Origin of the sequence: Leifsonia shinshuensis, from assembly GCF_031456835.1 — a bacterium.
Taxonomy (GTDB): domain Bacteria; phylum Actinomycetota; class Actinomycetes; order Actinomycetales; family Microbacteriaceae; genus Leifsonia; species Leifsonia shinshuensis_C.
This window is the reverse complement of sequence record NZ_JAVDVK010000001.1, coordinates 3680703-3704515: the sequence shown is the minus strand read 5'-3', so window position 1 is coordinate 3704515 and position 23813 is coordinate 3680703. Positions and strand designations below refer to the sequence as shown.

General features: G+C 71.3%; 17 protein-coding genes. 10 read left to right on the top strand and 7 right to left on the bottom strand.

The genetic code is table 11. The annotated features are described in order from the left end of the window. Positions 1 to 22: 22 nt before the first annotated feature. Positions 23 to 1669 carry a DUF2142 domain-containing protein gene (locus J2W45_RS18025; RefSeq protein ID WP_310134663.1) on the top strand — a complete coding sequence of 549 codons (1647 nt, stop codon included), beginning with the start codon at positions 23 to 25 and terminating at the stop codon, positions 1667 to 1669. Here J2W45_RS18025 and J2W45_RS18020 read toward each other — a convergent pair. Together J2W45_RS18020 and J2W45_RS18015 are read right to left on the bottom strand one after the other, a co-directional pair. Further along, on the bottom strand, positions 1554 to 2567 hold the full coding sequence (locus J2W45_RS18020) for a glycosyltransferase family 2 protein (protein ID WP_310134661.1): 1014 nt from the start codon (positions 2565 to 2567) through the stop codon (positions 1554 to 1556). The genes J2W45_RS18025 and J2W45_RS18020 overlap by 116 nt on opposite strands. After that, positions 2564 to 5041 (bottom strand): glycosyltransferase, encoded by a 2478-nt coding sequence (locus J2W45_RS18015; protein ID WP_310134660.1) that lies wholly within the window; start codon positions 5039 to 5041, stop codon positions 2564 to 2566. The genes J2W45_RS18020 and J2W45_RS18015 overlap by 4 nt, the downstream gene beginning before the upstream one ends. Before the next feature lie 134 nt (positions 5042 to 5175). On the opposite strand from J2W45_RS18015, the gene J2W45_RS18010 reads away from it, so the two are divergent. Beyond that, positions 5176 to 6531 carry a hypothetical protein gene (locus J2W45_RS18010; protein WP_310134658.1) on the top strand — a complete coding sequence of 452 codons (1356 nt, stop codon included), beginning with the start codon at positions 5176 to 5178 and terminating at the stop codon, positions 6529 to 6531. Between the two features lie 60 nt (positions 6532 to 6591). Here the strand turns inward: J2W45_RS18010 and J2W45_RS18005 are convergent, their stop codons facing one another. After that, positions 6592 to 9525, bottom strand: coding sequence for a rhamnosyltransferase WsaF family glycosyltransferase (locus J2W45_RS18005; protein WP_310134655.1), 2934 nt, complete (start codon positions 9523 to 9525; stop codon positions 6592 to 6594). Positions 9526 to 9591: 66 nt separating this feature from the next. On the opposite strand from J2W45_RS18005, the gene J2W45_RS18000 reads away from it, so the two are divergent. The 6 genes from J2W45_RS18000 (at position 9592) to J2W45_RS17975 (ending at position 16148) form a co-directional block, all read left to right on the top strand. After that, positions 9592 to 10671 (top strand): glycosyltransferase family 2 protein, encoded by a 1080-nt coding sequence (locus J2W45_RS18000; RefSeq protein WP_310134652.1) that lies wholly within the window; start codon positions 9592 to 9594, stop codon positions 10669 to 10671. Between the two features lie 189 nt (positions 10672 to 10860). Beyond that, entirely contained in the window at positions 10861 to 12288 is a 1428-nt protein-coding gene (locus tag J2W45_RS17995; RefSeq protein ID WP_310134649.1) for a glycosyltransferase family 4 protein, read from the top strand. Between the two features lie 33 nt (positions 12289 to 12321). Further along, positions 12322 to 13221 (top strand): ABC transporter permease, encoded by a 900-nt coding sequence (locus tag J2W45_RS17990; RefSeq protein WP_310134646.1) that lies wholly within the window; start codon positions 12322 to 12324, stop codon positions 13219 to 13221. Position 13222: 1 nt separating this feature from the next. After that, complete coding sequence (locus tag J2W45_RS17985; RefSeq protein WP_310134643.1) at positions 13223 to 14485, top strand: ABC transporter ATP-binding protein; 1263 nt, start codon at positions 13223 to 13225, stop codon at positions 14483 to 14485. Then, complete coding sequence (locus J2W45_RS17980) at positions 14482 to 15354, top strand: glycosyltransferase family 2 protein (RefSeq protein ID WP_310134641.1); 873 nt, start codon at positions 14482 to 14484, stop codon at positions 15352 to 15354. Before J2W45_RS17985 ends, J2W45_RS17980 begins: the two co-directional genes overlap by 4 nt. Further along, positions 15351 to 16148 (top strand): glycosyltransferase family 2 protein, encoded by a 798-nt coding sequence (locus J2W45_RS17975; RefSeq protein ID WP_310134640.1) that lies wholly within the window; start codon positions 15351 to 15353, stop codon positions 16146 to 16148. The genes J2W45_RS17980 and J2W45_RS17975 overlap by 4 nt, the downstream gene beginning before the upstream one ends. Positions 16149 to 16170: 22 nt before the next feature. Here the strand turns inward: J2W45_RS17975 and J2W45_RS17970 are convergent, their stop codons facing one another. The 4 genes from J2W45_RS17970 to J2W45_RS17955 form a co-directional block, all read right to left on the bottom strand. Then, positions 16171 to 18231, bottom strand: coding sequence for a cell wall-binding repeat-containing protein (locus J2W45_RS17970; protein ID WP_310134638.1), 2061 nt, complete (start codon positions 18229 to 18231; stop codon positions 16171 to 16173). 115 nt (positions 18232 to 18346) lie between these two features. Continuing rightward, a complete protein-coding gene (gene rfbA, locus J2W45_RS17965) occupies positions 18347 to 19213 on the bottom strand; it encodes a glucose-1-phosphate thymidylyltransferase RfbA (protein WP_310134635.1) in 867 nt (288 codons plus the stop codon). Between the two features lie 3 nt (positions 19214 to 19216). Next, the gene (locus tag J2W45_RS17960) at positions 19217 to 19840 is read right to left on the bottom strand and encodes a dTDP-4-dehydrorhamnose 3,5-epimerase family protein (RefSeq protein ID WP_310134633.1); all 624 of its coding nucleotides are present in this window, start codon (positions 19838 to 19840) and stop codon (positions 19217 to 19219) included. Between the two features lie 9 nt (positions 19841 to 19849). Then, positions 19850 to 21751, bottom strand: a complete 1902-nt coding sequence (locus tag J2W45_RS17955; RefSeq protein ID WP_310134631.1) for a cell wall-binding repeat-containing protein — start codon at positions 21749 to 21751, stop codon at positions 19850 to 19852. A gap of 109 nt (positions 21752 to 21860) precedes the next feature. On the opposite strand from J2W45_RS17955, the gene rfbB reads away from it, so the two are divergent. Both rfbB and rfbD read left to right on the top strand, forming a co-directional pair. After that, positions 21861 to 22850: a dTDP-glucose 4,6-dehydratase gene (gene rfbB / locus J2W45_RS17950; RefSeq protein WP_089913306.1), complete on the top strand. Its 990-nt coding sequence runs from the start codon at positions 21861 to 21863 to the stop codon at positions 22848 to 22850. Further along, the gene (rfbD, locus tag J2W45_RS17945) at positions 22850 to 23698 is read left to right on the top strand and encodes a dTDP-4-dehydrorhamnose reductase (RefSeq protein WP_310134628.1); all 849 of its coding nucleotides are present in this window, start codon (positions 22850 to 22852) and stop codon (positions 23696 to 23698) included. Before rfbB ends, rfbD begins: the two co-directional genes overlap by 1 nt. Positions 23699 to 23813: the final 115 nt, after the last annotated feature.

Sequence of the window (23813 nt, the reverse complement as noted above, 5' to 3'; positions counted from 1 at the left end):
GCCGGTCCGCTAGGGTGTGGCCGTGCTCCCCCGTCGGATCGTCGCGCTGGTGCGACCCTCACGGCGTCGCCCGCTGCGCGCCTTCCTGACCGCGTGGGCCGTGTTCGCCCTCCTCGGCGCCGTCTGGGCGTGGGCGACGCCGCCGTCCGCCTCCCCCGACGAGCCCGCGCACATCGTCCGTGCTGCCAGCGTCGTCCGGGGCGAGCTGTTCGGTCCGCCGTCCGCCTGGGGCAACCTCGTGCACGTCCCGCAGTACGTCGCCGACGCGCACCGCACGACCTGCTTCGCCTTCCATCCGGAGGTCCCGGCGGCGTGCCCGCTGCCCGCCGGCGAGGACCCGGCGGCGACCGTCGTCGCCCCGACGTCGGCCGGGCTGTACAACCCCCTCTACTACGCCCTGGTGGGATGGCCGTCCCTCGTGTTCCACGACGCCGCGGGGCTCACCGCCATGCGTGTCGCGAGCGCGGTGCTCTCCGCGCTGTTCGCGGCCCTGGCCTTCGCGGTCGTCTCGACGATGCGGCAACGGCGGCTCCCGCTGCTCGCCTTCGCCGTCGCGGCGACCCCCATGCTGCTGTTCCTGAGCGGCACGGTGAACCCGAGCGCCGTGGAGGCGACGGCCGTGCTCGCGGTCTTCTGCGGGATGCTCGCCGTCACCCTCTCCCCCGACCCGGCCCTTCTGCGTTTCCGCTCGACGGTGGTGGCCGTCTCCGCGGTCATGGCCGTGAACGCGCGCGGGCTGTCCCCGCTGTGGGTGCTGGCCGCCCTGGTGGTGCTGCTGCTGCTCGCCCGGGGCGGCACCGTGCGCCGGCTGCTGCGGCGTCCGGCCGTGCTCGTCGCCGTGGCGACGGTGGCACTGGGCACGCTGGCGGCCGTGGGATGGACGCTGTCGACGAACTCGCTCGCGAACGCGATCGCGCATCCGGACGACGCTCTGCAGTTCCCGGGGGTCGGCGCGTCGCCGGTGACGGGGTTCCAGCGCGTCCTGCTCGGCACCGTGGGCTACTCGCAGGGCCTCGTCGGGCTCTTCGGGTGGCTGGACACCCCGGCGCCGGATGCGGTCCTGTACGCGTGGGGCGTCGCCGTCGGCGCCCTCGCGATCGGGGCGCTCCTCGTGCTCCGCGGGCGGCGGCTGCTCGTCGCGGCCGTGCTGGTCGGCGGCTTCCTGCTGCTGCCCGCGCTCGTGCAGGCGGTCTACATCCACGGCGGCGGGATGATCTGGCAGGGCCGCTACAACCTCCCGCTGTTCCTGTGCCTCGTCGTCGGACTCGCCGCCCTGCTCGACGAGGACGCCTTCCGTTCCCGGCAGGCCTGGGCGCGGGTGCGCATCCTCATCGTCGGGGGCGCCGTCGTCGGGCAGCTGTGGGCGTTCGAAAGCGTTCTCCGTCGCTACGCCGTCGGATCGCAGGGGTCGATGAAGACCTTCCTGTTCGGCTCCCCCGCCTGGCAGCCGTCGGGCGGGGTCGTGACCGTGCTGATCGCGGCGACGATCGCCTACGCGGCCGCCGCCGTGCTGCTGCTGCGCGCCGTTCCGCGCGACGCCGCAGCGACCCAGCTCACGCTGGTTGCAGGAGATCCCGCAGCACGTCCAGCCGGCCTCGGCTGGCCAGCCGCGGATACTGCCCGCGGCGGGCGAGGCGCAGCACCGGCAGAGCCCGCGCCAGTCGACTAGCCGGGAACGCCGCCCGGGCGGCCTCGAACTCCGCCTTCTCCTCGGCGAGCGCGCGGTGCTCGCCGGGCACGTCGTCCGCCCCCGCCAGCCGGTCGGCCAGCAGCCGCGAACGGACCGCGAGCTGACGGTTCCGCTCGCCCCGGCGGCCCAGCACACGGCCGACCTTGTGACGAAGGGTCGGGTCGCCCGCGCCGATCTGGTTCTCGTCGTGGCGCCGGTAGCGGGTCAGCGGGCGCTCGCTGAGGTCGAGCCGGTCACGTGCGGCGGCCTGGATCGCGAGCCACTCGTCGTGGACCCACTCGGCGGGGAACGGCAGGGCCGCGGCGAGCAGGTCGGCGCTCACCATGGCGGTCGCACCCGTCGCGAGGTTGCGGCGCACGAAGACGTCGAAGGCACGGCCCGAGTGCACCGCCGCCCGCTCCTCGTCGCTCACCTCCAGCACGCCGAACAGGGTGCCCCCCGCGGGTCTGCTGTCGTCGTCGATCAGGGTGGCGTCGGTGTGCAGGAAGCCGAGACCGGGTCGGGAGGCGAAGTACGCCGCCATCCGCTCGAGCTTGTCCGGCTCCCACTCGTCGTCCTGGTCGCTCAGCGCGATGAGGGACCCCTCGCACGCGCGCAGCGCCTGCTCGAAGTTGGCGGTCACACCGAGCGGGTACGCATTGCGCAGCAGGACGACGACGGGCAGCGGCGCGCCCGAGGCGCGGTGGGCCGTCAGCTCCTGCTCGACGATCGCCACCGTGTCATCGACGGACGCGTCGTCCGAGATCACCAGCTGGGCCGGCGGGAGCGTCTGCGCGAGGATGCCCGCCAGCTGGCGCCGGACGAAGCGCGCGCCGTTGTGCGTGCAGAGCGCGACGGAGATCGCGGGAGCGGCGCCCGCGGGCTGCGGATCGCTCACCGCCGCCCCAGCCGGCTCCGGATCTTCTTCGCCACCACGGTCGGACCGCCGTTGCGCAGGTAGTGGAAGAACAGGCCGACGTCGTGCCGCACGCCGTGCTTCTTGCGCCGCGTCGTCGTGCGGCGCACGGGCGCACCCGAGCCGACGACGCCGCGCGCGATCAGGTCAGCCGCGTGACGCGGGTCGGCCACGAAGCGGACCAGCGGCGCGAGCACGACGCCCCAGAAGTAGCGCTGACGGACGCGGGCGACGTTCCGCTTGGCGGTGCGGATGAACTTCTCGTCGTACAGCACGGTCTCGAGGGCGGCGACCAGCGCATCCACGTCGCCGGACGGCACGACGACGCCGAGCTTCTCCTCCTCGACCAGCTGCGCGAAGTGGTCGCCCTCGGTCACCACCATCGGCAGCCCGGCCCAGAGGTAGTCCAGGATGCGCGTGCGGAACGAGAAGGTCGTCTCGACGTGCGAGAAGTGCGTGCTGACCCCCGCATCCGCCTCGGTGAGGTAGTTCTGCCGGTCGGCGTAGTCGACCCACGAGCTGTTGAAGAACACCGCGCGGTCGAGCACCCCGAGGTCGCGGGCGAGCTGGCGCGACTCCGCCACGATGCCCATCTCCGGGACACCGGGATGGGGGTGCTTGGTGCCCTGGAAGAACAGGCGGACGTCGTCGTGCGTCTCCGACAGCCGGGCGACCGCTTCGATCAGCGACTTGGGGTCGAACCAGTTGTAGAGGCCGCCGCTCCAGAGCAGGAGCTTGTCGTCCGCGCCGATTCCGGGGAGGACGCCCTTCAGCACGTCGCGCTCGTGCGCGGGCGGCGTCTCCGAGAGCCCGAACGGCACCACGTCGATCAGCCGGTCGAGGTCGGGGTCGTCGTCGTAGTTCGCCGGGTTGATGCGGCCGAGGGCGGCCAGCTGGCCGAGGTAGAAGTGCCGCTGCCGCTCGGAGGCGCAGAGGAAGAAGTCGCCGCGCTCCAGCTGCTCGTTGAGCACGTCGGTCGCATCCAGGACCTGCTTGTCCCACTGCGCCCGGCCGAGCTCCTTGCCCTGCTCGAGCTGCTCCAGGTGCATCGGGTCGTAGACGTCGGCCACGATGATCTTGTCCGTCTTGCGCAGGCTCTCGAACAGCGCCATGGCGAGACCCTGGAAGACGATGACGTCGGCCTCCCGCTCGAGCGCCCGCATCGCGCGGTCGTCGCCCGGCCGAACGTGCACCACGTCGAACGGCGCGGAGACCGGCTCGACGCCCGCGAGCGACACGAGCGTCACCACGTTGTCCTTCGCCAGCGCCTCGGCCATGCTCCAGGCGCGGATGGCCGGCCCGGCCATCTTGGCGCCGATCGGGTCGCCCGTGATCACAAGGACGCGCGTCACCGCCGGCCGCTCGGTCACCGGGAAGGCGGTCGCGAGCTTGTCGTAGCCCTCGAGGTAGTGCTCGTCGGTGTACGACGGGGCGTCGGTCTCGCCGAACAGCGACCAGATGCGGCTGTCGGCCACCACCCGGGTGCTCTGGATGCGCTCACGGTCGGCGGCGAGGCCCGGCAGGTGCTCGACGAACTGGTCGATGGCGTAGACCGCCGCGACCGTCTCCTTGTCGATCTCCATGGTCGGGTCGTTGGAACCGCCCTTGCGCAGGTCGAACTCGGTGGAGTCGAGGCCGCCCTTCGCCACCCCGCGCCGGACGGTCAGGGCGAGCGTCGCCGGGAGCGCGGTCGCGAGTGCCTCGTCGCCGAGGTTCTTGTACTGGGTGAACAGCGCGTTGCGCTCCAGGAGGTAGCTCTCCTTGAAGGCGCCGAACGACGACATCGACGCGTGGTGCTTGTGGAACGCCAGGGAGGCGGGCTCGTAGACGAACCGGTGGCCCGCCAGGTTGAGCCGCCAGCCGAGGTCCACGTCCTCGAAGAACATGAAGAAGCGCTCGTCGAAGCCGCCGAGCGCCTCGTAGACCGAGCGGCGGACGAACATGGCCGAGCCGGTGCCGAAGAGGACGTCCTTGGGGACATCAGGAGTCGACGGCACGGGCTGCGCGGTGAGCGGCTTGTAGCCCTGGCCGAACCAGGTCATCGCCGAGCCGATGTAGTCGACCTTCTCGCCGTCCCAGTCGAGGACCCGGCTGGCCACGGCGCCGACGCGCGAGCTCGACTCGAAGCGCTCGACCGCCGCCCGCACCCAGGCGGCGTCGGGCTTCGCGTCGTTGTTGAGGAACGCCACGTACTCGCCGGACGCCGACCGGACGCCGAGGTTGCAGCCTCCGGCGAACCCGAGGTTCGCCTTCGACTCGATGAGCACGACGTGCGGCGCCTCCCGCCGGATGCGCTCGGCGCTGTCGTCGCCCGAGGCGTTCTCGACGACCACGATCTCGAGCCGGTCGGCGGGCCAGTCCAGCCTGCCGAGGTGGTCGATGGCGGTCAACGTGTCGTCGGTGCCTCGGAAGTTCACGAGGACGACCGAGACGACTCCGGGGCGCGTGGTGGGCATGGGGTCCTTTCCCTGGCGGATCCGCCCGCCAGCCTACCAAGCGCCTTCCGTGAGCGACCGGAGCGCGACCTCCGAGCGGCTCCCGCTAGGCTGGTCGGGTCGTCCGACCGCCGTCCCGTGAGGCCCCGCAAACCATGAGCTCTGCCCCCGCCGTCGTGTCGAGCCGCCGGCTGAACTGGCGGCCGCTCCTCGCCCCCGTCCTCCTCGTCATCGCGTCGCTCCTCGTGGGCATCGTGCACGTGCCGCAGCACAAGACGCTGTCGCCCATCGACGAGTACCAGTACGTCGACTACCTGGCCAAGGTGCCGACGCAGGGGCTCGTCCACCGCGGCGAGGAGGCCGGAGAGTACGCACGGACGCAGCTCGGCTGCCGCGGCCTGCGGCTGCTGGCGCCGACCCCGGACGACCGCTGCTCGCGCTCGGTCGCGTCCGACGACGCGCGTTTCCCGATCGACGGCAAGACCTCCGCCGATATCTACAGCCCCGCGTACTTCGTGATCACCTGGGTGCTGGCCCAGCCCCTCACCTGGTTCGGGGTGGACCTGACCGACGCCGGGCGCTTCGTCGGCGCTCTGTGGCTGGCGGCCGCCGCGCTGCTCATGTTCTACGCCCTGCGACGGCTGCGCCTCCCGACGCCGGCGGCGTTCGGCGCCACGCTGCTGATCGTGGGCTCGCTGCCCGCGTACTGGTCCAACACGTACCTCAGCACCGACGCCACCGCCCTCCCCGCCGGCGCGCTCATGCTCTTCCTGGCGACCCTGGTGGATGCGCGCGGGCGCGGCATCCTCTGGTTCTCGCTCGGCGCCGCCTTCGTGACCCTGCTGAAGGTGCAGAACCTCGCCGCCGTCGCCGCCGCGGCCATCTTCCTCGTGATCCGGGCCGTCATCCCCGCGTACCGCGCCCGCTCCGGACGGTGGAGCTGGATCGGCGCGACGTTCCGCGACCGGCGCACCCTCTCCGCGATCATCGGGGTGGTGGCCGCCTTCATCGTGCAGCTCGCCTGGCTCGCGGTCCGCTCCGCCGTCGCGGTCGGCCCGGCGCCCGCGCTCGACGCTCCGCCGCCGCCGCTGAGCATCACGCAGCTGGTCGGCCAGGCCGGGTCCTTCCTGGGCGGTGCGGCGTCGGGGGTCGGCGACACCGGCTCCGTGATGCGCGCGCCCGGCCTCCTCATCCAGCTCGTCACCACGTGGCTCGCGATCGCGGGAGTCCTCGGACTGCTGATCGTGGCACGCTGGGGCCGCCGCCGTGCTGCGCTCGCGCTCGCCACCTTCATCGCCGTCGTCGTCTCGGCGCCGATCCTCACCATCGTCACCAAGCTGTCGCTCGGCACCTATCCGAACCCGCTGCCGTCGCGCTACGGCATCTCGCTGCTGCCCTTCTCGCTCGCCTGCGCGGCGCTGCTGTTCCCGAAGCGGCGCGTGCCCGTGGCCATCCTCGCGGGACTCGGCGTCGTGGTCTTCGCCGCGTCGCTGATCGTCCCCGCCGGCTGAGCCCCCGCCGGCTGAACCCCGCCGGCTGTATCCCGCCCCTCGGGCGGCTCCGGCCTCCGGTCAGGGAGCGGCCCAGGGGGGCGCCTGCGTCGGCCTGGCCTCGGCCTCCGGGTCGCACAGGAAGTCGTAGATCCCGTCGAGGGCGGCGTCCCAGTCGGAGTGCCGCTCGTCGATGGTCGCCGTCCCGGCCGCCGCGATGCGACGGCGCGTGTCCGCATCCCGCACCAGCTCGTCGAGCGCGGCGACGACCTCCTCGTACGTCATCATCGTCGTCCGCGCGTTCTCGCCGGGCTGGAACAGCCAGCGGAACCACGGAGAGTCGGGGACGACCATCGCGACGCCGCTGGCCATGAGCTCCAGCGGAAGGTACGACGGATGCCGCGAGATCTGCAGGGTGATGCCGATGTCGGTCTCGCGGTACAGCCGGCCGGTCGCGCGGTAGTCGAGCAGCCCGAGGTCGATGAAGTCGGCGCTCGGCGGCAGGTACTTCGCCCCGGCCGCCACGATGCGCACCCGGTCGCCGTACCTCCGCTTGATCTCGCTCAGGGCCGCGTACACGATCTCCCAGCAGTTGCGGAAGTGGTCGCGGGCGTACGCGAAGATCGTCACCGGATCGTCGGCGCCGTGCTCCGGGCGCCCCTCCGCATGGAAGACGGCACGGTCGACGGCCGGCTCGAACCACGTCGCCGTCCCGCCGTACCCGCCGGCGTAGATGTCGTGCATGCTCCGGGTGTTGCAGATGCCGTACAGCCCGAGGCGGTACGTCTGCTCCGTCATCGCGAACAGCGAGCTGGCCGGGTAGAACGACGGCTCGTAGTCCTGGATCAGGTAGAACTTGCGCGGTGTCCCGGGCGTCTTGGCCACATCCCGTGCGGTCAGCCAGAAGGTGGCGATGGCGGCGTCGGCCGGCGGGATCGCGGCCAGCCCCTCGTCCGTCCCGTAGTAGTTGCCCACCTCGGACCCGGCGAGCCCGGGGAACGCGGCGACGATCGCCGACTCGTAGAACTCGTTCGCCGGGTGCCCGTTGACCAGGAACCGGTTGACGACGCCGTGCTCGCGCGCCAGCTTGTCGGCGATGCGCAGCGTGGTGTTGACGCCGCCGAAGAACGGCAGGTCGAAACCGGGGAGCAGCCAGTTGATCGTCCGGACCTCGCGGCGGCCGACGGTCGTCCGGTGCGTCTCGACGACGCGTTCGACCTCCTCGGCGGTGATCGTCGCCAGCGGCAGCAGGGCGGTGGCGTCCTCGGAGATGGTCGACTGCTGGGCGTCCGACTTCCACGGGCGGCCGAGGCCCGCCATCGTCAGCTCGAGGGGCGACGGGTCGTCCGCCGCCGCGAAGCGCGGTACCTCGACCAGCCGGCAGACGTTCGGCGAGACGTACGGGTCGCCGGACGCGAGCCACGGCTGGTAGCGCCAGTAGCTGGCGAAGGAGTCGGAGCGCGGCGCGTGCGGCCCGCGCGTCAGCGACTCGAAGTGGCGGACGGCGTCGAACGGGATGACCACGTTCCGGCGGCCGCGGATGACCTGGTCCAACCCGAGCACCACGTCGCTCCCGGTGAGCTGGAAGCGCTCGTCGAACCCGCCGACCTCCTCGAACAGGTCGCGGCGGATGCCGACGCACGCCGCGGTGACCGCCAGCGAGTCGCGGTACCAGCGGACCGGTCCGATCAGGGAGTCGTCGTCCGGGTGCATCCCGGCGAACAGGTTGGCCGCGAAGCCGCCGGGGCCGATCATGACGCCGCCGTGCTGCACGACGCCGTCGCCCGTGCGGTGCTGGAACCCGACTGTCCCGACGCCGTCGCGGTGCAGCATCCCGACCAGTTCGCGCAGCCAGCCCGCGTCCACGACCTCCGTGTCGTCGTTGAGGAACACGAGGACCGCGCCCGAGGTGCCGCGCGCGGTCACGGTGTTGACGCGGGAGTAGTTGAACGGCTCCTCGTGCCACCAGACGTGCCGCACCGGGATGCCCGGGTCGAGCGCGGCGTACCACGCCTCGTTCTCCTCGGTCTCGCCGCCGTTGTCGACGACGGTGACGTCGAAGGCCGGGTAGTCGGTCGCCGCGAGGCTCGGCAGCAGCCGCTCCAGGTTGGCACGGCCGTGCCGCGTCGGGACGACGATGGAGACGGTGGGCCACTCCTCCGGCTGGAAGCGCACGCGGACGATGCCCTCCGCGACCTCGGCGGTCGCCTCCTCGCCCCGGTCGCGCAGCGCACGCGCGACCATCTGGGCGTCGGCGTCCGTCGCCGGCGCGTCCGGCGCATCCGGGACGGAGAGCAGCACGTGCGGGACGCGGCCGACCGACTCGTCGCTCAGGTCCGAGCGCAGCAGCAGCCGCCAGACCCCGTGGTCGTCGAGCGTCAGCCCCGGCACGGAGCGGGCGTCGGCGATGCGGATCGCGAACGCGCGCCCCAGATAGTTGGCCCCGAGCATCGTCTCCGGCGACCAGACCGGCCGGAACAGCGGGGAGACCCGGGCGCCGTCGGCAGTCAGGCGGTCCGAGTCGAATCCGATCACCCGGCGCACCGGGTCGACCCGGTGCTCCTTCGCGACCTGCTCCAGCGCGTGCGGGTCGAGCACCGACCCGGCCGTCAGGAACAGGACGAAGTCCTCGGACGCGTCCGGCAGCACCTCCCGCATCGGCGTCCCGGTCGGCAGCACGAGCGTCCGCGGCTGCAGGGCGACCTGTGCCCGGATGCTCTCCTCCGTGGCCAGGACGCGCGCCTGCTCCTCGTCGTCGCCCGACCCCGTCGTCTCGACGATGACCAGGAAGGTGGTGGCCTGACCGGCCGGCAGGGCCTCGAAGGGCGGCTGCTGGGCGCGCCACTCGGCGTAGTCCGTGAGGCCGGGACCCCGGTCCTCGGGCTCGGGCGCAGGCGCGGGCGGGCGCAGCTCGGTCCGGAAGGCGCGCGCGGCCTCTTTGCCAGCGCGAAGCACCTTCCCCGGCCCCGTCTCGGCGGGGAACAGACGGCCGAGCGCCCGCTGTGCGTCGCTCATCCTCGGGTTCATCCGGGCAAGTCTAGCCGGGCGGGGCCGCCGATCCGCCCGCCTAGACTGGTGCCCGTGAGACTAGCGATGACCCTGATGGTGCGCGACGAAGCCGACATCGTCGGCGCGATGATCGACCACCACCTCGCGCAGGGCGTCGACACGATCATCGTCACCGACAACGGCTCGGTCGACGGCACCGCCGAACTGCTCGAGTCGTACGCCTCCGACGGCAGGATCGTCCTGCACCACGACCCCGAGCACCGCAAGCAGCAGGCGCAGACGGTGACGCGGATGGCGCGGGAGGCCGCGACCGAGCACGGCGCGGACTGGGTGATCAACGCGGACGCCGACGAGTTCTGGCTGCCGCGTGCCGACGGTCTCACCCTCGCCGAGGCGTTCGCGGGCATCCCGAAGGAGATCCAGGCGTTCGACGTGCCCGTCCACGACATGATCGGTCCGGCGGCGCTCGACGGCACCGGACTGCAGCGGCTCGTCTATCGCGACCTCCGCGACACCGCGGCCCTGCACCGCGTCGGCCTCAAGGCGCACGCCACCCACGACGCCGTGCACATCGGCGACCCGTCGATCGAGGTCGTGCAGGGCAACCACTTCGTGAGCCTCGAGAACCGCGGGCCCGTCCCCGCCGGCCACGAGGTCGAGGTGCTCCACTTCCCGTGGCGCTCGTGGGAGCAGTACAGCCGCAAGGTCCGCAACGCCGGCAGCGCCTACGAGAACTCCGAGCTCACCCCCAGCCCCAACCATCACGGGATGCGCGACTACCGCCGGCTGCAGGCCGGTGTCCTCTATCCCCTCTACCTCTGCCGCCACCCCGACGCCGAGGAGCTCGACGCGGGCGTCGCGAGCGGCGCGTACGTGCCGGACACCCGGATCGCCGAGCGCGTGCCCTCGCCGGTCGCCGACCGCCCCGTCGACGGCGTGACCGAGCCGGTCGACCGGGCCATCGGCCTCGCGCTCGCCGACCTCGACCGCCGCGTCGCCGAGGCCCAGGACGGGCGCGCCCGCGCCGAGGCGGAACTGCACGCGGCGCACGAGGAGATCCGCGCCCTGCACGACCAGCTCGGGAGGCTCCGCTCCCGCCGCGTGGTGCGCCTCGCCGACCGCGCGGCCCGGCTGCTGCCGGGCCGGCGCTGAGAGTCCGCACAGCCCCGGAGCGCTGACCGCACACCGAGTTCTCCGGTAGCGGTGGTAACCTCCTGAGCGGCTTTCGTGCTCGGCGCTTACCCGTACGCGGGCGAGAGGCCTCCCCGCGGTGTCGCCTCCCTTCGGTCAAGCCCGGACCGGTGGAGGGCCGTCCCGCTCCGACTAGCAGCAAGGAGCACCATGCCGACGACCGACTCGAGCACCGGCACGAGCGAGGCGACCACGAGCCCGGCGGCGGGCCCGGCGAACACGGCCCCTCGGCGCCGCATCCTCGTCGTGACGCCGGACACCCTGGGCGAGCTCATGGCCGGGCCGGCCATCCGCGCCTGGGAGATCGCGCAGGCGCTCAGCGCCGTCGGCGACGTGCGGCTGATCTCCACGAACCGGGTGTCGGACATCACGGCCGACCGCTTCCACGTCGGCTTCGCCGACGACACCGCCCTGCGCACCCACGTCGACTGGGCCGACGTGCTCGTCTTCCAGGGCCACATCCTGCGCAGCCACCCGTGGATCAAGGCGACGGACACGATCATCGTCGCCGACATCTACGACCCGATGCACCTGGAGCAGCTCGAGCAGGGCAAGGACTTCCCCCCGGAGGACCGGCTCGCCGTCGCCATCGACACCGTCGAGGTGCTCAACGACCAGCTCGAGCGCGCGGACTTCCTGGTCTGCGCCTCCGAGAAGCAGCGCGACTTCTGGCTGGGCCAGCTGGCCGGCCTCGCGCGCATCAACCCGGCCACCTACGACCGCGACCCGAGCCTGCGCACGCTGCTGGACGTCGCGCCGTTCGGCGTGCAGAACGAGCCGCCGGTGCAGAAGAAGCACGGCATCAAGGGCACCGTCCCGGGCATCGGCCCGGACGATAAGCTGATCGTCTGGGGCGGCGGCATCTACAACTGGTTCGATCCGCTGACCCTCATCGAGGCGGTCGCGATCGCCCGGAAGGCCCACCCCGACCTGCGCCTCTTCTTCCTGGGCGCCGTGCATCCCAACCCCAACATCCCCACCATGCGGATGGCCGTCCAGGCCCGCGAGCGCGCCGACGAGCTCGGCCTCACCGGCGAGACGGTCTTCTTCAACGAGTCGTGGGTGCCCTACACCGAGCGCGCGGACTTCCTGCTCGACGCCGACCTCGGCGTCAGCACCCACTACGAGCACCTGGAGACGGCGTTCAGCTTCCGGACGCGCATCCTCGACTACCTGTGGGCGTCGCTGCCGATCATCAGCACCGACGGCGACACCTTCGCCGGGATCATCCGCGAGCACGACCTCGGCCGCGTGGTCCCGCCGGAGGACGTCGAGGCGCTCGCAAGCGCGATCGAGGAGCTCCTCTACGACGCCGGCGCCCGCGAGCGGATCGCCGCCAACATCGCGGCCTACGCCAGCCAGCACACCTGGGAGCAGACGCTCCGGCCGCTCGTCGCGTTCTGCTCCGACCCCTCGCCCGCGCCGGACCGCGTCGCCGGGATCGTCTCGGAGCGCACCCGCGTGACGAACGACCTCCGCACGCGGATCCGCGGCCTCGAGAGCAGCTCCTCCTGGCGGCTCACCCGGCCGCTCCGCGCCGCCTCCCACTGGGTGGCCGCGCGGCGCCGCAAGCTATAATCCATCGAACGCCCGACACAGATTGACGACTGAATGACTGCACTGGATCGATATCGTGCGCTCTCCCACGAGCGGATGGTGACGGTCAGCGGCGACGACAAATCCAGCGGCTCCTGGGCCGCGCTGCGGGACATCTTCCGCCACCGCGAGCTGCTCTCGCTGCTCGTCCGCCGCGACCTCAAGTCCCGCTACAAGGACAGCGTCCTCGGTTTCGTCTGGACCCTGGTCCGGCCGCTCACCCAGCTGCTGATCTACGCGATCGTCATCGGCAAGATCCTCGGCGCCGAGAAGGGCATCGACGACTTCGCCATCTACGTCTTCACCGGTCTGACGGCCTACGGCCTGTTCAGCGAGATCATCGGCGGAACGACCGCGTCGATCGTCAGCAATGCGGGGCTGATCAAGAAGATCTACCTGCCGCGCGAGATCTTCCCGCTCGCCAGCGTGGGCTCCGCGCTGTTCAACTTCATCATCCAGTTCGCGATCCTGCTGGTCGCGACGTTCGTGGTCGGCAAGCCGCCGTTCCACGCCCAGACCTGGTACCTCATCCCGTCGGTACTGCTGCTGGTGCTCTACGGCACGGCGTTCGGCCTGATGCTCGCGGCGGTCAACGTCTACCTGCGCGACGTCCAGTACCTCGTGGAGGTCGTGCTCCTGCTGCTCCTCTGGGCCTCCCCCATCGTGTACTCCTGGTCGATGGTCGCGGATCTGCTCGGTCACGGCATCTGGCTCGACATCTACACGGACAACCCGATCACCCTCTCGGTGCTCGGGTTCCAGAAGGCCATGTGGGTCGCCGGCCAGGGAACCGCCGAGTACCCCGACTTCCTCCTGCTCCGGATGGGCATCGCCTTCGTGATCGGCCTCGTCCTCCTGGTCGGCTTCCAGCGCGTGTTCTCGCGTCTGCAGGGCAACTTCGCGCAGGTGGTGTGACATGACGACCGATACGACGACGGCCGCCTCGGCGGCGGGCGAGGACGAGGCCCCCGAGATCGTGCGGGTGGCGGATGTCTCCAAGCGCTTCGTGATCCGCAAGGACAACTCGCTCAAGGAGCGGTTGGTCGCCTTCGGGCGCGGGCGCGAGCACCGCGAGGAGTTCTGGGCGCTGCGCGACGTCTCCGTCAGCATCCAGGCCGGCCACACCGTGGCCCTCATCGGCCACAACGGCTCGGGCAAGAGCACCCTGCTGAAGGTCATCGGCGGCATCATCGACCCGACGTCCGGCAGTGTCGCCCGCCGCGGCCGCATCGCCGCGCTCCTGGAGCTCGGCGCCGGGTTCCACCCCGACCTCACCGGGCGCGAGAACGTCTACCTCAATGCCTCGATCCTCGGGCTCAGCCGCGAGGAGACGGAGGAGCGGTTCGACGAGATCCTCAGCTTCTCCGGCATCGGCGACTTCATCGACACCCAGGTCAAGTTCTACTCGTCCGGCATGTACGTGCGCCTCGCCTTCGCGGTCGCGGTGCACACCGACCCCGACCTCCTGCTGGTCGACGAGGTGCTCGCCGTGGGCGACGAGGCGTTCCAGCGCAAGTGCCTCGACAAGATCCGCTCCTTCCAGCAGGAGGGGCGCACCATCATCCTGGTGACCCACAACCTCGGGCAGGTCACAGAGCTCGCCGACCGGGCGATCCTCCTCAACAAGGGCGCGGTCGTCTACGACGGCGAGCCGGGCGGAGCGGTCACCGAGTTCCGCAACATCCTCGAAGGCCGGCGCGTGATCGAGGCCGAGGCCGAGGCGGCCGTGCACGCGTCCAAGCACGGCGACGCCGTGGCCGCGGTCGACCCGGGCCGCGTGATCAGCGCCCGCGCCTGGGCGGACGGCCGCGAGCCGGGCGACCCGGTCGAGCCCGGCGACGACCTGCGCATCGAGGTCACCCTGGAGCACGACGAGGGCATCGACGACTGGATGTGCGCCATCCAGATCGACAACACGCTCGGTCAGCCCGTGTACGGCACCACCACGGCGCGCATCGGAGTGGACATGCCCCGGCTGAAGGAGCGCCGCACGGTCGCGTTCCTCCTCCGCGACGCGCGCTTCGGCGCCGGCAAGTACTTCGTGAACGCCTCACTGATGGCGCGCGCCGGCCAGCACCTGTCGGACATGCCGCAGGCCTGCTCGTTCGACGTCCCGTACTACCCGCTCGCGGTCGGGACGGTGCACTCCGTCCCCGAGGTCGTCGAGCCGACGGCGTGACGGGCCTCCCCGCCGGCGACGCCTCGCGCGCCACCCCGCGTGTGCTCGCGGTGACGGTGACCTACAACTCCGCCGACACCATCGAGCCGTTCCTGTCGTCGCTCGCGACCGCCGGGCGGATCGACGAGGTCGTCGTCGCCGACAACGCCTCCGCCGAGGCGGACGTGGTCGGCGCGGCGGTGCGTGCGGCCGGCTACCGGTTCGTCGAGCTGCCGGCGAACGAGGGGTACGGCGGCGGTGTGCGCGGAGCGGTGGACGCCGCCGAGGCGGTGCCCGACTACATCCTCGTCGCGAACCCCGACGTCGTCTTCTCCCCCGGCGCCGTGGACGCGCTGGTCGCCGCGGGCGAGCAGCTTCCGCAGGCCGGGTCGCTCGGCCCGAAGATCCTCGACGCCGACGGCACCGTCTACCCGTCCGCACGCCGGCTGCCGTCGCTGCGCACCGGTGTCGCGCACGCGCTGTTCGGCCGCATCTGGCCCACGAACCCGTGGACGGTCCGCTATCGCGCCGAGCGGGAGACGGAGACCCGCCGCAACGCCGGCTGGCTCTCCGGAGCCTGCCTGCTCGTCCGCGGCGAGGCGTACCGGCAGCTGGGCGGGTTCGACCCGGGCTACTTCATGTACTTCGAGGACGTCGACCTCGGCGACCGCCTCGGCAAGGCCGGGTGGAGCAACGTCTACGTGCCCGAGGCCGTGGTGACCCACACCGGCGCGCACTCGACGTCGCGGGAGCGCAAGCGGATGGAGCAGGCGCATCACGACAGCGCCTACCGGTACCTCTCGCGCAAGTACAACGCCTGGTACTTCGCGCCGCTCCGGCTCGCCGTGCGCCTGGGACTCTGGGGCCGGCTGTGGTGGGTCTCTCGGTGAGCGCCGCATCCTTCGCCCGTCGCGCCGTGTCGGCGGTCAGCTGGCGCGTCGCCATGCGCCGGTACCGGGCGGGCCGCTTCCGGATGCGCGAACTGCTGCGCAACGGCGAGCCGGACGGTGTGGCCGTCATCATGTGCCTGTGGAACCGGCGCGAGCGCATCGACGCCGTGCTCACCCAGCTGGACGCGCAGCAGGGCACCCGCGTCCGCCTCGTGCTCTGGAACAACAACCCCGCCGACGACGCGTACTACCGGGAGCGGATCGCCGCCTACCGCGCCCACGGCGCCCTGTCGTCCGTGTCGCTGGTCTCCAGCGGCGTGAATGTCGGCGGCCTCGGGCGCTTCTTCGTCGCGCGCCGCCTCTGGGCCGCCGGCGAGCGCGGCGCGTTCGTCATGCTCGACGACGACCAGGACGTCAGCGACCACTTCCTCGCCAACCTCCTCGACGCGTGGGAACCCCGCACCATCGCCGGCTATTGGGCGTGGACCATGGAGGGCGAGTACTGGGCGCGCACGCCCGCTGAGCCCGGCGACCGCGTCAGCTACGTCGGCACCGGGGGCTGCGCGTGCGATCTCGACATCGTCTCCGACCTGTCGTTCTTCACCGAGCTGCCGCGTTACTTCGCCTTCCTCGAGGACATCTGGATGTGCGGCTACGCCCGCAAGCGCGGCTGGGTGCTGCGCAAGGTCGACACCCCCGTGGAGTTCGTGCTCGACGAGACCAACCAGCACCACACGCTCGCCGAGCGCAAGGCGGAGTTCTACCGCTACCTGCAGCTCGACGACAGCCGCTGAGCGGCCACCGCCCCGGCGCCGGTCAGCAGGCGATGTAGCCGGTCACCGCACCGGTGAGGGCCGCGGGGCCGCCGACGAAGTAGACCTTCGAGGCTTTCATCTTCACGATGTCGTCGCCGACCGAGCGCGGGAGGCACCAGCTCGGCGACAGGTAGAGCGGCGCCTTGGCTGCGCCCGCCATCGCCGCGGCGGAGAGCGCGTCGGGGAAGTCGATGCCGGAGGCGACGAAGACGGTGCCCGCCGAGGCGAACCGCTGGCTGTTCACCAGGTGGCTGGTGTCGTAGCGGTCCGCTCCTCCCACCCTTGTCACGGCGACCCCGGCGGAGCGCAGCGACGTGTCGAAGCTGGGCGCCACGATCGCGGAACCGCCGACGACTGTGGCCGACGTCAGCTTGGCGGCGGAGACGAACCCGGCGGTCGCCGCGTCAGCCGGCCCGAACCCGCTGACGAGCAGCACGGGCTGGCCGCCCGCGCTCGCGGCGGACGCCGCGGACAGCGCATCCGGGAAGTTCAGGCCGCCGGCGAAGTAGGCGGCCGTCGCGCCCGGGAAGGCGTACTTCGCGAGCTGCCGCGAGGTCTCGAACCGGTCGAAGCCGGCGATGCGGACCACGTTGGGCTGCACGGTCGCGAGCTTCGCGAGCACGGCATCCGCGATGACGTTGGGCCCGCCGACGACCACGATCTTGGCCGGCGTCAGGCGCTTCACCTCGGCGAGGACGCCTGCGGGGACGTCTCCGCCCGTGGTGAGCAGCAGCGGGCCCTTCTGGGCGGCGGCCGCGGCGCTGGCGGCAATCGCGTCGGCGTATCCCTGCCCGGAGGCGACGTACACGACGGGCACGCCGGGGGTGGGATACGCCGCCTGCGACACGGCGACGGAGGTCGCGTAGCGGTCGGAGCCCTGCACGCGGTAGGCGCCCGGCGCTCCCCCGAGCGCGCTGGAGTAGAACTGCGCCCGGCATCCGAGGTCGGTGGGGCCGGACGGGTTCCCGGATGCGGGAAGCGCCGTCACGCACGCCGTGTACTGGCCGTCGCCGGTGCGCGGGACGCTCGCCGAGAATCCGTGGGCCGCTCCCGCGTTCGGGTAGGCGTTCGCGATGTCCGGCCGGCTGCCGTTCGCGGCCACGGTGGTCGTGGTGGTGCCCGCCGGCGTCTTCCAGGTGATCCGGACCGAGATGGACGTGGAGGCGAGCGTCTGGTCGAGCGCCCAGCCGCCGATGGCGAACGCGGTCGCCTGCAGGTTCGCCGCCTCGAAGTTGCCGATGGGCGGCACGCCCGACGTGGCCGATCCGAACCAGTCGGTGTAGAGGCGCCAGAAGTTGCGGTTGCCGTAGGCCGAGCATCCGTCGCCGGTGCCGTACAGGTTCGCGAGCGCCGCCGGGTTCGGCTGATACGGCGTGTAGTAGTAGAGGGCGGCCGTCGCGGCGTTGCGCACCAGCACGTTGGCCGCACCGCACGCGGCGTTCGGGCTGTAGCGGATGGCGCTCACCTGCCCGACCGGGATCCAGGTGAAGTAGCTGGAGGTGCCGGGCGGGTTGCCGTAGCGCTTGAACTGCCAGGCGGCCTTGTAGACCTGGTTGTAGAACCCGAGGGTCTGCGGGTCGCACGGACCGGTGTCAGGACAGGCGAAGCCGGTCGCCTTCTGGTACTGGCCCGTGGTCGGCCAGGTGTCCGTCACCAGGCTCTGCTCCTTCTCGAGCAGGACCAGGAGGACCTTCTGACTGATGCTGCAGGCCGCGCCGACCTTGGCGATGATCGCTGCCGCCGTCTCGCCGGCGGCGCCGGTGTAGGCGGCGCACATCGCGTCCGCCGCCCGGGAGTACGTGGTCTCGCGGTAGTCCTTGAGGCAGGTGTAGCCGGCGCGGCAGGCCGGGACCTGCGCGTTCAGGAAGTTCTGGATGGACCCCGCGTCCGCCGCTCCCCCGTTGTAGAAGTTGGAGTCGCTGATGATGTACCCGGCCTGGAAGTCCGAACCGGAGGCGGCCTGCGCACTCGGGCCGGGCGCGGTCAGCGAGCCGACGAGGACGACGGCGAGCACGGAGAGCGCGGCGGTGAGCAGGCGGAACCGGTGGCGAGGGGGCGTCACATCGCGAGCTTAGTTGTGCGGCGCAACGAAACAGCGTCGCGACGCAGTATTCCTGCGAATTCTTTCACGGAACGCCGGTTTGTTGAGCAATGCTCGCCTCAGCGTCCCGCGGTGGTCACTCCTGCTCGAGCAAGGCGCGCAGGTAGCTGCCGTAGCCGCTCTTGACGAGCGGACCGGCCAGCGCCTCCAGCTGCAGGTCGTCGATCCAGCCGGCGCGCCAGGCGATCTCCTCGATGCAGCCGACCTTGAAGCCCTGCCGGTCCTCGATCACGCGGACGTACTCGGACGCCTGCATCATCGACTCGAACGTGCCGGTGTCGAGCCACGCGGTGCCGCGGTCGAGCACCTGCACCTGCAGGCGGCCGGCCTCCAGGTAGCGCTCATTGACCGTGGAGATCTCGAGCTCGCCTCGCGCGCTCGGCTCGATGGTCTTCGCGATCTCGACGACCGAGTTGTCGTAGAAGTAGAGACCGGGGACGGCGTACTTCGACTTCGGGCGCGCGGGCTTCTCCTCGATCGAGATGGCCCGGAAGGCATCGTCGAACTCGACGACGCCGTACGCGGTGGGGTTGCTCACCTGGTAGGCGAAGATCAGCGCGCCCTCGATCGAGTTGTGGTTGCGCAGCGACGAGCCGAGGCCCGTGCCGTGGAAGATGTTGTCGCCGAGCACCAGGGCGACCGACTCGTCGCCGATGAACTCCTCGCCGATGATGAAGGCCTGCGCCAGTCCGTCGGGCGACTCCTGCACCGCGTACTCCAGCCGGATGCCGAGCTGCGAGCCGTCGCCGAGGAGGGCGCGGAACTGCTCGTTGTACTCCGGGGTCGTGATGATGAGGATCTCGTCGATCCCGGCCATCATCAGCGTGGACAGCGGGTAGTACACCATCGGCTTGTCGTAGATCGGCATCAGCTGCTTCGAGATGCCCTTGGTGATCGGCCAGAGTCGGGTACCGGAGCCCCCGGCGAGGATGATGCCGCGCATCGGTCAGTTGCCTCCGTTGTGGGTGGATGCGTCGAGCGACGCGTAGTAGGCGCGCGCGGCGTCCCAGGTGGGCAGCAGGCCGGCGGCCGCCGCCTCCGCGAGCGAGGGCGCCTCGGTGTCCTTCGGCGAGAGCAGAGGCTCGCCGGCCTCGTCGGGGAAGCGCAGCGCGATGTCGGGGTCGAGCGGGTTGATGCCGTGCTCGCGGCCGGGGTTGTACACGTCGGTCACCAGGTAGCTGACGGTGGCGTCGTCGGTGAGCGCCACGAAGCAGTGCCCCAGGCCTTCGGCGATGTAGATCGCGCGGCGGTCGACGTCGTCGAGGAGCACGGAGTCCCACTGCCCGTACGTCGGCGAGCCGACGCGGATGTCGATCACGTAGTCGAGCACCGCGCCCCGGGTCGCCGTCACGTACTTGGCCTGGCTCGGCGGGATGTCCGCGAAGTGGATGCCGCGCACGGAACCGCGACGGGACACCGAGGTGTTCGCCTGTCGCAGGTCGAGGCGGTGGCCCACGGCCTCCTCCAGCCGGTCGAAGCGGTACCACTCCAGGAACACGCCGCGATCGTCGGCATGCTGCTTCGGAGTGATCTCGTACGAGTCGGGGATGCTCAGTTCACGGATCTGCACCCCGGAAGTCTACTGGCAGACCTGAAGAGCCCCCACCTTGTCGCCCAGAGCCGCGGCTCCGCCGAGCGTGGTGAGCGCCGGCGAGCGCAGCGCGATCTCCGCCGATCCCGCGTACAGGCAGCCGGCCTGCGTCACGAGCAGCGGGCTGTGCGTCCCGCCCGCCCAGGCGGCGCCGGCCAGTGCGTCGGGGAAGGTGGTGCCCGAGGCGAAGTACGCGGCCGGTGTCGGGGAGCCGCCGAACGCGTCCTGGTTCACCACCATGCTGGTCGCGAAGCGGTCGCTCCCCCAGACGCGCGTGACGGTGAAGTGCAGGTTGCGCAGGCTCGCCTCGAAGTCCGGCGAGATGATCGAGGTGCCTCCCACGATCTTGACCGAGGTGATCCCCATGGCGACGAGTGCGTCGACCGTCCCCTGGTCTGCGGCGGTCAGACCGCCGTTGACGAGGATGACCGGCTGCCCGTGGGCGCCTGCGGCGCCGCCTGCCGACAGGGCGTCCGGAAATCCGAGGCCGGAGGCCAGGTAGGCGGTGTGCGCCCCGGCGCTCGTGCCGAAGATCTTCTCCGAGATCTGGATGGAGGTGTCGAAGCGGGACCCTCCGTAGATGCGCTCGACGGACTGGCCGGCTTGCACGGTCGCGAGCTGATCGAGCACTGCCTGGGTGATGACGGCGGGGCCGCCCGCCACGTAGATCTTCGCCGGCTTCAACCGCTGCAGCTCCGCGAATGTCGCGGCGGGGACGGCGCCCGGCATGGTCAGGAGCAGCGGGCCGCCGGCCTTGGCGGCGGCGGGCGCCGCGGCGAGCGCGTCCGGGAAGTCGAGCCCGTTCGCGACGAAGACGGTCAGGGTGCCGGGCGTGGGGCTCGGGAACGCCGCCTGCGAGATGGCGGCGGCGGTGAAGAACCGGTCGGCGCCCGAGACGCGCTGCGACGACGGCACCGAACCGGCCGTCGACGAGCCGTACCAGGCGTTGAAGAGCATCCAGAAGTTGCGGATGCCGTAGGCCGAGCAGTCGTCGCCCTCACCCGGGTAGCTGTCGAGAGACGCCTGGTTCGGGGTGTACGGCGTGTAGTAGTACAGCGCGGCGGTCGCCTTGTTCTGGATGGCGACCTGCTTGCTGCCGCATCCGGCGTCGAGGTTGTACCGAACCGGGCTGACCTTGCCGACCGGGAACCAGTCGAAGTCCGTACCGACCCCGTAGCGCTTGAACTGCCAGGCCGCTCCGTACACCTGGTTGAAGAAACCGGTGGTGTCGGCGTCGTTCGTGCTGCAGCCGAGATCGGTGTCCGGGCAGTTCCAGCCGGTGGCGAAGTCGTACGCGTCCTGCGTCGGCGCGGTGGACGTCACCAGGCCCTGCTCCTTCTGGAGCAGCACGATCAGAACGACCGGGTTGATGCCGCAACTGGTCGCCACCGTCGCGATGATGTGCGCGGCGTTCTGCGAGGCCGCCGCGGCGTAGCCGTTGCACTCGGCGTCGGCGGCCTTCGCCACGGTCGCCGTGGTGTAGGACTTCAGGCACGTTGGATTCGTACCGGCGCAGGTCGCCACCTTCGAGTTCAGGAAGGTCTGGATCTGCGTCTCGTTCCACGCCGTCCCGTTGAAGAAGACGGCGTCGCTCGCCAGGTCGCCGTCGATGAACTTCGACGGGTCGGCGTCCGCCGCCGCGAACGGCTGCAGGCCTCCCCGGGCGGTGACACCGCCGAGAGCCGCCGCCACGTTGGCGTTCTCCTGCTCCGGCGTCGCCGCGCGGCCCGCCGAGGCCTTCGCGACCGCCGCGTAGTACGCGTCCGCCTGTGCTCCGTCGTCGGCCGCAGCCGGCGTCCCCGTCGCTGTGAGCGCCAGCGCGGCGAGCGTCGCAGCGAGCACAGCGGTGACCAGTGCGCGGGTCCGTGCCCGCATTCCCCCCAAGACCATGAGCGGCAGCCTAGCGGTGCCCGCTTGTGCGAGCGCAAGAGCTTCCGCGCCCCACCCGGTAGAATCTCTCCGGTATTCCACGACTCCGTGAGGCAGGTCACCCACCCCCATGAAGATTCTCGTCACCGGCGGCGCCGGTTTCATCGGCTCCAACTTCGTCCGCCGTACCCTGCAGGACGCCTACCCCGGCCTCGAGGGCGCCGAGGTCGTCGTGCTCGACGCGCTGACGTACTCCGGCAACCTGGCCAACCTGGCGCCCGTGGCGGACTCGCCGCGCTACACGTTCGTGAAGGGCGACATCCGTGACGGCGGCCTGCTCGACGAGCTCTTCCCCACCGTGGATGCGGTGGTGCACTTCGCCGCGGAGTCGCACGTCGACCGCTCGGTGCGCGACGCCTCGATCTTCGTCGAGACCAACGTGCTCGGCACGCAGCAGCTGCTCGACGCGGCGCTGCGCAACAACCTGAAGCGCTTCGTCCACGTCTCCACCGACGAGGTCTACGGCTCGATCGCCGAGGGCTCCTGGGCCGAGGACCGCCCGCTCGAGCCGAACTCGCCCTACTCCGCGTCGAAGGCCGGAAGCGACCTGCTCGCCCGCAGCTACTTCCGCACGCACGGCCTCAACCTCTCGATCACGCGCTGCTCGAACAACTACGGGCCGTACCACTTCCCCGAGAAGGTCATCCCGCTGTTCGTCACGAACCTGATCGACGACAAGCACGTTCCGCTCTACGGCGAGGGCAACAACATCCGCGACTGGCTGCACGTCGACGACCACACCCGCGGCATCGCGATGGTGCTGGTGAACGGCCGCGCCGGCGAGATCTACAACATCGGCGGCGGAACCGAGCTCACCAACAAGGAGCTGACCCAGCTGCTGCTCGACGCGACCGGCAAGGACTGGTCGTACGTCGACCGCGTCGCCGACCGCCTCGGTCACGACCTCCGCTACTCGGTCGACATCTCGAAGATCCGCTCCGAGCTCGGGTACGAGCCGCTCGTCCCGTTCCAGCAGGGTCTGGCCGACGTGGTGCAGTGGTACCGCGACAACCGCGCCTGGTGGGAGCCGCTGAAGGCCCGCGCGGCGCTCGACAACTGATGACGCGCTACCTGATCGCCGGCGCGGCCGGCATGCTCGGCCGAGACCTGCAGAAGGCCCTCGCCGGGCACGACGTCACCGCGCTCGCCCGCGCGGACCTCGACGTGACCGACCGCGATGCCGTCCTCGCCGCCGTCGAGGGCCACGACGTCGTCCTCAACGCCTCCGCCTACACGAAGGTGGACGACGCCGAGACGCACGAGGACGAGGCCTACGCGATCAACGCGCTCGGCACCGAGAACCTCGCCATCGCGGCCGCCCGGAACGGCGCCCGGTTCGTGACCGTGTCCACCGACTACGTGTTCGACGGTCACGCGACCTCCCCCTACGCCGAGGACACCCCGCGCGACCCCATCAACGCCTACGGCCGCACCAAGGCCGCCGGCGAGGAGCTGGCGCTCGCAGCGCATCCGTCCGGCGCCTTCGTGGTCCGCACGGCCTGGCTCTACGGCGCCGACGGCCCGAACTTCGCCAAGACGATGGTGAAGCTCGCGGGCAGCCACGAGACCGTCAGCGTGGTGGACGACCAGCTCGGCCAGCCGACCTGGACCGGCGACCTCGCCGCCCGGATCGTCGAGCTGGTCGGGTCGGACGCCCCGGCGGGGATCTATCACGGCACGAATTCCGGCCAGGCGACCTGGTTCGAGTTCGCCCGGGCGGTCTTCGCGGAGGCCGGTCTCGACCCCGAGCGCGTCACGCCCACGGACAGCTCCACGTTCGTGCGCCCCGCGGCGCGTCCGTCGTACTCGGTGCTCGGCCACGACGCCTGGGCCGCGGCCGGGCTCGCGCCGCTGCGCCCCTGGCGGGAGGCCCTCTCCGACGCCACGCGCGCGGGTCTGTTCGCTTAACTCCCCCCGTGCGGCCGCACCCTGATCGGGGGATTTGTGGCTCCTCTCGCCGCGGCATTAGGTTGACTCGCAGCACCGACAATGCGGGGGATCGAAGGACACCGGTCCGACCTCG

What these genes read in the sequence shown, in the direction of transcription:
- rfbD (WP_310134628.1), top strand. Translation starts at nt 22,850, where the DNA reads ATGACGCGCTACCTGATCGCCGGCGCGGCCGGCATGCTCGGCCGAGAC.
- J2W45_RS17990 (WP_310134646.1), top strand. Translation starts at nt 12,322, where the DNA reads ATGACTGCACTGGATCGATATCGTGCGCTCTCCCACGAGCGGATGGTG.
- J2W45_RS17955 (WP_310134631.1), bottom strand. Translation starts at nt 21,751, where the DNA reads ATGGTCTTGGGGGGAATGCGGGCACGGACCCGCGCACTGGTCACCGCT.
- J2W45_RS17985 (WP_310134643.1), top strand. Translation starts at nt 13,223, where the DNA reads ATGACGACCGATACGACGACGGCCGCCTCGGCGGCGGGCGAGGACGAG.
- J2W45_RS18010 (WP_310134658.1), top strand. Translation starts at nt 5,176, where the DNA reads ATGAGCTCTGCCCCCGCCGTCGTGTCGAGCCGCCGGCTGAACTGGCGG.
- rfbA (WP_310134635.1), bottom strand. Translation starts at nt 19,213, where the DNA reads ATGCGCGGCATCATCCTCGCCGGGGGCTCCGGTACCCGACTCTGGCCG.
- J2W45_RS17995 (WP_310134649.1), top strand. Translation starts at nt 10,861, where the DNA reads ATGCCGACGACCGACTCGAGCACCGGCACGAGCGAGGCGACCACGAGC.
- J2W45_RS18015 (WP_310134660.1), bottom strand. Translation starts at nt 5,041, where the DNA reads ATGCCCACCACGCGCCCCGGAGTCGTCTCGGTCGTCCTCGTGAACTTC.
- J2W45_RS18005 (WP_310134655.1), bottom strand. Translation starts at nt 9,525, where the DNA reads ATGAGCGACGCACAGCGGGCGCTCGGCCGTCTGTTCCCCGCCGAGACG.
- rfbB (WP_089913306.1), top strand. Translation starts at nt 21,861, where the DNA reads ATGAAGATTCTCGTCACCGGCGGCGCCGGTTTCATCGGCTCCAACTTC.